7 protein-coding genes are annotated in these 9,175 nt (G+C 68.6%); 2 read left to right on the top strand and 5 right to left on the bottom strand.

Translation table 11 applies throughout. The features are described from left to right. From Q4F04_RS12220 to Q4F04_RS12200, 5 genes are all read right to left on the bottom strand, one after another. Nucleotides 1-1,331 (bottom strand): cbb3-type cytochrome c oxidase subunit I (locus Q4F04_RS12220; protein WP_303370098.1); only part of this gene is annotated, 1,331 nt, incomplete at its 3' end. A gap of 16 nt (nt 1,332-1,347) precedes the next feature. Beyond that, a complete protein-coding gene (locus Q4F04_RS12215; protein ID WP_303370097.1) occupies nt 1,348-1,800 on the bottom strand; it encodes a cytochrome c in 453 nt (150 codons plus the stop codon). 108 nt (nt 1,801-1,908) lie between these two features. Continuing rightward, entirely contained in the window at nt 1,909-2,787 is an 879-nt protein-coding gene (locus Q4F04_RS12210; protein ID WP_303370099.1) for an FAD:protein FMN transferase, read from the bottom strand. After that, entirely contained in the window at nt 2,787-3,989 is a 1,203-nt protein-coding gene (locus Q4F04_RS12205; RefSeq protein ID WP_303370096.1) for an NnrS family protein, read from the bottom strand. Before Q4F04_RS12205 ends, Q4F04_RS12210 begins: the two co-directional genes overlap by 1 nt. Continuing rightward, nucleotides 3,986-6,211: a NosR/NirI family protein gene (locus Q4F04_RS12200; RefSeq protein WP_303370095.1), complete on the bottom strand. Its 2,226-nt coding sequence runs from the start codon at nt 6,209-6,211 to the stop codon at nt 3,986-3,988. The genes Q4F04_RS12205 and Q4F04_RS12200 overlap by 4 nt, the downstream gene beginning before the upstream one ends. A gap of 174 nt (nt 6,212-6,385) precedes the next feature. On the opposite strand from Q4F04_RS12200, the gene Q4F04_RS12195 reads away from it, so the two are divergent. After that, entirely contained in the window at nt 6,386-8,383 is a 1,998-nt protein-coding gene (locus Q4F04_RS12195; RefSeq protein WP_303370094.1) for a nitrite reductase, read from the top strand. A gap of 82 nt (nt 8,384-8,465) precedes the next feature. Further along, the coding region (gene cobA / locus Q4F04_RS12190; RefSeq protein ID WP_303370093.1) for a uroporphyrinogen-III C-methyltransferase at nt 8,466-9,175 on the top strand (710 nt) is incomplete at its 3' end.

Genomic DNA, 9,175 nt, shown 5'->3' with positions numbered 1-9,175 from the left:
ACCTCGCGCCGCACGACGACCACCGAGTAGATGAACAGCAGCGCCCCCAGCACCACGGCGATGCCCGAGCCGAAGCGCATCCAGTAGAAGATGCCCAGCTGGTCCTGCACGTCCATGTAGGCCTCGCCGTTGACCCGCTGCAGGTGCGTCTGCACCGTGCCCGCGAAGGTCAAGGTGAAGGTCATGAACAGCATCCCGCCCGACATCAGCCAGAAGGAGGCCATGTTCAGCACCTGGTTATAGGGGTCGCGGTTGCGCATGATCGGCATCGCATAGGTGATGATCGCCAGCACCAGGCAGACATAGGCGCCGTAGAAGGCCAGGTGCCCGTGCGCCGCGGTGATCTGGGTGCCGTGGGTGTAATAGTTCACCCCGTGCAGCGTGTGCAGGAAGCCCCAGACGCCGGCGCCGAAGAAGGCCAGCACCGTGCAGCCCAGCGACCACAGCAGCGCGGCCTTGTTCGGGTGGTCGCGCCGCCCCTTCCAGACCATCACGAAGGCGAAGGCCATCATCGCGAAGAAGGGCACGATCTCGAAGGACGAGAAGATGGACCCCACCCACTGCCAGTAGGCCGGCAGGCCGATCCAGTAGTAGTGGTGCCCGGTCCCGAGGATGCCCGAGAAGAGCGCGGTCGCAACGATGACATACAGCCATTTCTCGACCACCTCGCGGTCCACCCCCGTCAGCTTCAGCATCAGGAAGGCCAGGATCGCCGCCATGATCAGTTCCCACACGCCTTCCACCCACAGGTGGATGACGTACCACCAGTACATCTTGTCCAGGACGATGTTGGCGGGGTTGTAGAAGGCGAACAGCCACAGCAGGGCCAATCCCCACAGTCCCAGCAGCAGGACGTTGGAAATGGCGGTCTTGCGGCCCTGCAGCACCGTCATGGTGACGTTGTAGAGGAACAGCAGCGCGGCGACGGTGATGCCGACCTTGACCCAGGTGGGCTGTTCCAGGAACTCGCGCCCCTGGGTGCCCAGGAAGTAGTTTCCGTTGAACCAGTTGAAGATATAGGTCAGCACCGCACCCAGCGTGCCCACCACCATGATGATCAACTGCAGCCAGGCGATGGCGGGCGAATGGATGTCACGCTCGGCTTCCTCGGGCAGCAGGTAATAGGCCGAGCCGAAGAAGCCCAGCAGCAGCCAGACCACCAGCGCGTTGGTGTGCAGCATGCGGATGATGTTGAAGGGCAGGATCTCGGCCAGGAAGTTCGGCTGGACGTAAACATAGCCCATCATCAGCCCGAAGGTGACCTGCAGCGCGAAGAGCGCCATGGCCACGCCGAAATAGGCGTAGGCGATTTTCTGAGTTGCGTATCTCATGATGGTCCCTTTCGGCTCAACCGGCGTCGTTCGGCGGCCAGTTCTGGGTGTTCACCGACCCCACGAACAGCAGGAAGTCGGAAAGCGCGCGATGCTCCTCGTCGGTGAGGTTGAAGTTCGGCATCTGCCGCCGCCCCTCGATCCCTGTGGGCATCGCCTGCATCCAGGCGGTCAGGGTTTCCGCCGCCGCGTCGGGGTCGTCCTGCACCCCCCAGCGGCGCATCACGTTGCCGAGTTCCGGGGCGAAATAGGCGCCCTCGCCCAGCAGCGAATGGCAGTTCACGCAGCCCTTGTTCTCCCAGACGTGCTTGCCCGCCGTGACGCTTTCGGTCAGGGCGGTCCGGTCCGTCGAGACATTGAGGACATAGATATGGCTGTGGACGGACATCGCGCCGAATATCGCGATGAAGAACAATGACCCGCCATAGAAGACGTTACGGGCCATGCTCTTGGTCATGACGTCGCTCATGGCGGCGGTCCCTTCGAGCAGTTTACACAATCATACGGATACTGATCATGAGGGACCGGGCCTTGCCCAAAGTCAACGTCCCGTGATCCTTGCGGTCTTTCTCTGAGGTCAAAGGGCCACAAGAGCCTCGATCCGGGCATCGGGGAAGGCGGCCAGCGCCCGGTCGATGGCAGGGCGGTCCATCAGGATGGCAGCGGTGGACAGCGCGTCGGCCAGCGCGGCGCTGTCCGCACTGACCGAGGAAAGCGCCCAGTGCGGCCCCTCTCCCGCCGGGCCCATGATATGCGGCCGATCGCCGCCGGGGCCGATTCGCGTCCCCATCGCCGCCGAGGTCGCCAGCGCCCGGTCGCGCAGGGTCAGTTCGCGCACCATCCCGCCCCCCGGCGCCTCGATCCGCGCGCGCCAGTCCTGCGGTCCGACGCCGCGGACCTCGCCCGCGTCGATCAGCACATCGGTCAGGCGGTGGCGGACCGCGACGGCGGCCAGCCGGTCGGCGGCGAACCCCTGGGCGATGCCGTTCAGCGTCAGCGCCATGCCAGGCCGGGCAAGCCGGATTTCACCGGGCGCAACCCGCAGGTCCTGCCAGCCCACAAGCGCCATGGCCGCATGTTCGTCCTGCCCGAGCCGCCGCGCCTGCCACAAGGGCTGCACGGTCGGGTCGAAGACCCCGCCCGTCGCCTCATGCACGCGCCCCGCCAGATCCAGCAGGGCCAGCATGTCGTCCGAAGGGTGGCTCAGCCGCCCCAGCGCGTTCAGCCGCTTCAGTTCCGAGCCGGTGAACAGCGAGAACTGCCGCTCGATGGCCCGCAGGCTGCGTTCGGCTTCCGCGAAGAAGGCGCGGGCGGCGGCGGCATCGCCCCCCTCGACCGTCAGCGCGACATCCGCGCCCAGCGCCACCCCCTGCCAGCGGTGCCGGGCCGGCGCGGCGGCAGGCAGCGCCATCGCGCAGGCCGTCATGGCAAGAAAGCGGCGCCGCGGCAGCATCATCACGCGGCCCCCCTTGCCGGGCGCGGGGTGGTCCAGATCGGCCACAGCGCCACCAGGAAGAAGGTAAAGGCGACGATCCACAGCAGCCCCGCGCCCAAAGTCCCGAGGTCGTGGAACGCCCCCGGCCAGGTCGAGGCCGCCCAGCGCAGGCCCGCCGCCAGCGGCATCAGGGCGTAACCCAGCGCGATGGTCGCGGGCGCGCGGAGGGGTCGGCCGGAATGGCCGATGCTCGCCCGGCTCATCACCGCCAGCGTCATGCCGCCGATGGCGCCGATGCCGAGGATATGCAGCCCCGCGACCTCGGAACCGAGGCCCAGCAGCGCCAGCCCCCAGACGGCCAGACCCAGGGCCAGCATCCCGTAGCCGGCGTGCAGCGCCCACAGGATCGGGTCGCCCAGCGTGGCCCGCGTCCGCCAACCCGACAGGCGCAGCGCGGCGGCGATGCCGGCGGCAAGGGCGGCCGCGCCGGTCAGCGCCTGGGGCGCGGCGGCCAGCGCCAGCACGGCGGTCAGGATCGCCAGCACGATGCCGGCCACGTCGAACCACGTGCGCGACACCGGCGGGGCGGCGGCAGGGTCGGCGCGCAGCAGGGAGTTGCGGGTGAAGGCCGGGGTCACGCGGCCGCCAAGGATCGCGATCATGGCCGAAACCGTCAAAAGGCCCCCGCGCATCCCCTGCCCCTCGGTTTCCGTCCAGCCCATCCAGTCCAGATGCACAGCCAGGTTCGACAGCCAGACCAGCGTCAGCAGGACGATGAACATCAGGTTCTGCGGCTTGGGCTTTGCCATCAGCATCGCCACCATCCGCGCCCCCAGAACCGGGATGAAGGCCAGATCGACCAGCGCCACCAGCCCCGCAGGCAGCGCGCCCGAGAACCAGACCGCCACCCGGCCCGCGAGCCACAGCCCCGCGACCAGCGCCACGAATCGGTCGGACGGCCCGGCGCCTCCGGTCCAGTTCGGCACGGCGGTCAGGAAGAACCCGCCCAGCGCGGCGGTGGCGAAGCCGAAGACCATCTCATGCGCGTGCCAGGCGACGGGGCCGGGACCAAAGGGCAGGTCGGTCACGCCCGAGGTCCAGCACAGCCAGACGGCGATCGCGGCCAGCGCGTAAAGCCCGGCGGCCATGAAGAACACGCGCCAGCCGTCGCGGAAGATGATGGGCAGCGGCGCGGGAGAGGCGTTCAGGGCGGTCATGGTCATGGAGTCACCTTCTGGGACCGGAAGGCCGGCGGCTGCGCCGGCGAGGCCGCCCCGGCATGGGCACCCGAAGGCACCTGCGACGGCTCAAGCGGCGGGGGAACGGCAGGCGAGGCGGGCGCGGTCGGGATCGGCGGCGCGGTGAAGCCCCCCGGCCCGCGCGAGCGGCGCTTGAGGACGGGGCAGGTCGCCTCGTCATTCATGATGGTCTGGCAGCGCAGGCACATCACGCATTCGTTGGCGTTGATGCGGCCCAGCGGATCGATCGCGCCGACCGGGCATTTCGTCTCGCACAGCCGGCACTCTCGCCCGCACTGGGGCCGGCGCCTGAGCCAATCGAAGATCTTCAGCTTGGCCGGGATCGCGAGGCCCGCGCCCAGGGGGCAGAGATAGCGGCAGAAGAAGCGCTCGATGAACAGCCCCGCCCCCAGCAGCGCCAGCGCGAAGGCGACGAAGGGCCAGGGGCGCATGAAGCGCATCGAGATCGCGGTCTTGAACGGCTCGACCTCGGCCAGGATCAGCGCCTGTTCCATCGAATAGAAGGACAGCGCCACGATGGCCACGAACAGCGAATACTTGATGACCCACAGCCGTTCGTGCAGCGCCTGCGGCACGGCGACCTGCCTGACCCCCAGCTTCTGCGCGGCGGCGTTCGTCAGTTCCTGCAGCGCCCCGAAGGGGCAGAGCCAGCCGCAGAAGACGCCGCGGCCCCAGAACAGCATTCCCAGGGCCACGGCGGACCACAGCACGAAGATCAGCGGCGCGACCAGGAAGGTTTCCCACCGGAAGCCGGACAGAAGCGCATGCAGGAAGGCCACGACCTGCACGACGGAAAGCTGCGCGCCCAGCCACCAGCCCAGCACGACCAGCGTGAGGAACAGGTAGGACAGCCGCACCTTCCGCCACAGGCCCGCGCGGCGGACCAGCCATTCCTGCGCGAAAAGGACCAGCCCCAGCACCCCCAGCATCGCGCCGACCACGGCGATCTGCGGCTGCTTCTGGATCCAGAACTGCTGCCACAGCGGCAGTTCGGGCGCGGGCGGGGCGGCGCGGAAGGCCTGCGGCACCGACACCTCGACCGAAACGGGCAGGCTCAGGATGCCGCCCTCGGCCGCCGGTCGGGTGTTGGTCACGGTCACGGTGAAGGGCCGGGTCAGGTCGATGCCGCCCTGTTCGGGATCGGCGTTGATGCGGAACAGGCTGCGCTCGGTGAACTGGGGGGCGCCCTCGGCGGCGATGCGGTTGATCTGGGCATAGGCATCGGCGCTCGGGGTCAGGCTGACCGCGCCTTGCGTGACGGCGATCCGCTCGAAGCTGCCCGCGCGGCGCCAGCCGGTGCCGCGGTGGCCGCTGACCCCGCGCGAAAAGACCGCCAGCAGCGCCTCGCCCGGCGGCGCGGCGACCGCGGCCTCGTTGAAGCGCTGCTGGCCCAGCAGGTTCCGCCCGACCGTGGGCGGGTCGATGATGCCGGCCCAGAGATCAAGGAACGGCCCGTCCGAGGGGGTCAGCGGCTGGCGGGCGCCGGCGAAGGCCTGCGCGGCGTCGGCCATGCTGACGTAGGCATGGCCCAGCGCACCCGTGTCCACGATTCCCTGCCAGTCCAGCGGCGTGTAGCTGACGCGGTCGATGACCCCGCCATCGCCCTGCGCGCCGGCAAGGATGCGGGCGCTGCGCAGCAGCCCGTCGCGGATCACCCCCGTGGTGACGGTGGCGCGCGAGATCACGTCCGGCATCTCCTGCCCCGAATCGGGCGGGGCGCGCATGTCAAAGCCGCGGAAAGCCCCCACATAGGCCGCGATGTCGGCATCCGAGATGCCCAGCGTCAGCACGGGTTCCGCGTGGCGCATCAGTTCGGCGCCCGCGATGCGGCCGTCCGGGGCGACCGCCACCAGCACGTCCAGCGGCCGGCCCGAATAGCCGGTCGAGCCCGCAAGTTCCCATGTCGAGCCGATCAGGCCCAGCGTCCCCTCCCCTGCCTCGACCCGCCAAGCGGGAACCGGCGCCTCCTGCCGGGTCAGCCGGGGCGTCGTGCCGGGGGGCACCTGGAACAGGGCGGCGGCCAGCGCGGGCGTGGGTTCGGCCGGGGCGACCGCCTGGGCCTGCGCGGCCCGCCCGTATCCGGCGTCCTGCGCCGCCATGGGATCGGGCGCCAGGATGCACAGGACGCACAGCAGCAGGGCCACGGCCAGCGCAGTCATCCGGGCAATGAAATGGGGCAAAATCATCGACAGTCCCGTCCGGCCCTTTGCTCAGGCTGGCGGTCGCGGCAAAGCGTCGCGCCGGCCCGCCAGAGACCACTTTCGCGCAGTTTCATCGGACCGACCTTAACCGAAGTCAAAGACTTGCAATGTCCCGTCTCTAACGTCACCCATGCCTCACCAGCAGAACGGAGAGTTTTCATGAAGTTCCCAGCGCATACGGCCAGGACGTCGCTTCTGGCCTCTGCGGCACTGGCCCTGGTCTTCGGTGCGGGAATCGCGGCGGCCCAGACCGCCGACCCCGCCCCCGCCGCACCGGCCGAAGCCACAGCCCCCGCCAATGACGCAGCTGCCGCCCCGGCCGCAACCCCGGCAGATGCCGGAACGGCCCGCGATGCGGCAGGCACCGAAGCCGCCGCCGAACTGAACTCCGTCACCGGCCCCATCGCCGGGCCGGACACCACCGTCGAGGAACTGCCGCGCTCGGAAGGCGCCCAGTTGCCGACCGAGGAACAGAAGGTGCTGGAATCCGAGGTCGTGGACCACACCTCGAAGCCCCAGGACCAGTATGAGCCGGCCCTGACCACGCTGGCGCAGGAACAGCTTCCGGTTCCCGGCGCCCCCGAGGGCATCCCGACGCTGACCCAGGCCCAGTTCGACGAAGCCAACACCATCTACTTCGAACGCTGCGCGGGCTGCCACGGCGTGCTGCGCAACGGCGCGACCGGCAAGGCGCTGACGCCTGACCTGACGCGCGAGCTTGGCTTCGACTACCTGCACAGCTTCATCGAATACGGCTCTCCGGCCGGGATGCCGAACTGGGGCACCTCGGGCGAGCTGTCGGCCGAGCAGGTGACGCTGATGGCGAACTACCTGTTGAACGATCCTGCGGCGCCGCCCGAATGGGGCATGCCCGAGATGCGCAACACCTGGCAGGTCATCGTGCCGCCGGAAGAGCGCCCGACCGAGAAGCAGAACGACTGGGACATCGAGAACCTGTTCTCGGTCACGCTGCGCGACGCGGGCCAGATCGCCCTGATCGACGGCTCGTCCTACGAGATCCGCAAGGTCATCGACACCGGCTACGCCGTCCACATCAGCCGCCTGTCGGCCTCGGGCCGCTACCTGCTGGTGATCGGCCGCGACGCCAAGGTCGACATGATCGACCTGTGGATGGAGGACCCCTCGATCGTCGCCACCATCAAGATCGGGATGGAGGCGCGTTCCGTCGAGACCTCGAAGTTCGAGGGCTGGGAAGACCGCTACGCCATCGCCGGCGGCTACTGGCCGCCCCAGTATGTCATCATGGATGGCGCCACGCTGGAGCCGCTGAAGATCGTCTCGACCCGCGGCAACATCTATGACGAGCAGACCTACCACCCGGAGCCCCGGGTGGCCGCGATCCTGTCGTCGCACTTCCGGCCCGAATTCCTGGTCAACATCAAGGAAACCGGCAAGATCCAGTTGGTGGACTACACCGACCTCAAGAACCTGAAGATCACCGAGATCGAGACCGAGCGTTTCCTGCATGACGGCGGCCTCGACGCCTCCAAGCGCTACTTCATCACGGCGGCGAACGCGCGCGGCAAGCTGGTGGTCATCGACACCCAGGAAGGCAAGCTGGCGGCGATCACCGAAACCGGCGGCGAGACCCCGCATCCAGGCCGCGGCGCGAACTTCACCCACCCGACCTTCGGGGCGGTCTGGGCGACCTCGCACCTGGGCGACGAATCGGTGGCGCTGATCGGGACCGACCCGGAAGGCAACGCTGACAACGCCTGGAAGATCGTGGACAGCTTCCCGGCGCTGGGCGGTGGCTCGCTGTTCGTCAAGACGCATCCGAACTCGAAGTATCTTTATGTGGATGCGACGCTGAACCCGGATGCGGCGATCTCGGGCTCGATCGCGGTCTTCGACATCACCCAGATGCCGGGCGACGGGTCCGACCCCGAGATCATCACCCTCAACATCGCGGAAATGGCCGAGATCACCGAAGGCCAGCCCCGCGTCGTGCAGGGCGAGTTCAACAAGGACGGCACCGAAATCTGGTTCTCGGTCTGGAACGGCAAGGACCAGGAATCGGCGATCGTCGTGATCGACGACAAGACGCTGGAACTGAAGCACGTCATCAAGGACGAGCGTCTGGTCACGCCGACCGGCAAGTTCAACGTCTACAACACGCAAAACGACGTCTACTGATCGTCGGGACGCGACAGGGGCGCGCGGCAAGGCTCGCGCGCCCCGACCAATCCCCAGCACAGAACCGCAAGGGAACAGGCACATGGCAGGCAAGGTTTACCTCATCGGCGCAGGGCCGGGCGATCCCGAACTGCTGACGGTCCGCGCGATGCGCCTGCTGCAATCGGCCGAAGTCGTGGTCCATGACCGCCTCGTCAGTCCCGAGATCATGGCGCTGGTGCCACCTTCGGCCCGCCGCATTTCCGTCGGCAAGTCGGCGGGCTTCCATTCCGTCCCGCAGGACCAGATCAACGCGCTGCTGGTCCGCCTGGCGCGCGAGGGCCATACCGTCCTGCGCCTGAAGGGGGGCGATCCCCTGATCTTCGGCCGCGGCTCCGAGGAGGCCGAGGAACTCGCCGCCGCCGGGGTGTCCTATTCCTATGTCCCCGGCATCACCGCCGCCCAGGGCGCGGCATCGTCCACCGGCGTGCCGCTGACCCATCGCGGGCTTGCCACGGGCGTCCGCTACGTCACCGGCCACCGCGCCCGCGACGAGGTGCTTGACCTCGACTGGTCGAGCCTCGCCGATCCCGAAACCACGCTGGTCGTCTACATGGGCGCGGCGAACATGGCGGAAATCGCCGCCCGGCTGATCGCCGCGGGGATGCCCGTGGACCTGCCGGTGCTGGCCGTGGCCCATGCCACCACCCCGCGCGAGGGGCGGATGCTGTCGAACCTGACCCAGATCGGCGCCGACCTTGCGCGTTCGCCGATGGAGGCGCCGGTGCTGTTCATCATCGGCCGCGTCGCGGG

Origin of the sequence: Paracoccus sp. (in: a-proteobacteria), assembly GCF_030536915.1 — a bacterium.
GTDB lineage: Bacteria > Pseudomonadota > Alphaproteobacteria > Rhodobacterales > Rhodobacteraceae > Paracoccus.
This window is presented reverse-complemented; position numbering and strand designations above follow the sequence as displayed.

Coding starts and splice junctions, on each gene's coding strand:
- Q4F04_RS12215 (WP_303370097.1), bottom strand. CDS start 1,800: ATGAGCGACGTCATGACCAAGAGCATGGCCCGTAACGTCTTCTATGGC.
- Q4F04_RS12210 (WP_303370099.1), bottom strand. CDS start 2,787: ATGATGCTGCCGCGGCGCCGCTTTCTTGCCATGACGGCCTGCGCGATG.
- Q4F04_RS12205 (WP_303370096.1), bottom strand. CDS start 3,989: ATGACCATGACCGCCCTGAACGCCTCTCCCGCGCCGCTGCCCATCATC.
- Q4F04_RS12200 (WP_303370095.1), bottom strand. CDS start 6,211: ATGATTTTGCCCCATTTCATTGCCCGGATGACTGCGCTGGCCGTGGCC.
- Q4F04_RS12195 (WP_303370094.1), top strand. CDS start 6,386: ATGAAGTTCCCAGCGCATACGGCCAGGACGTCGCTTCTGGCCTCTGCG.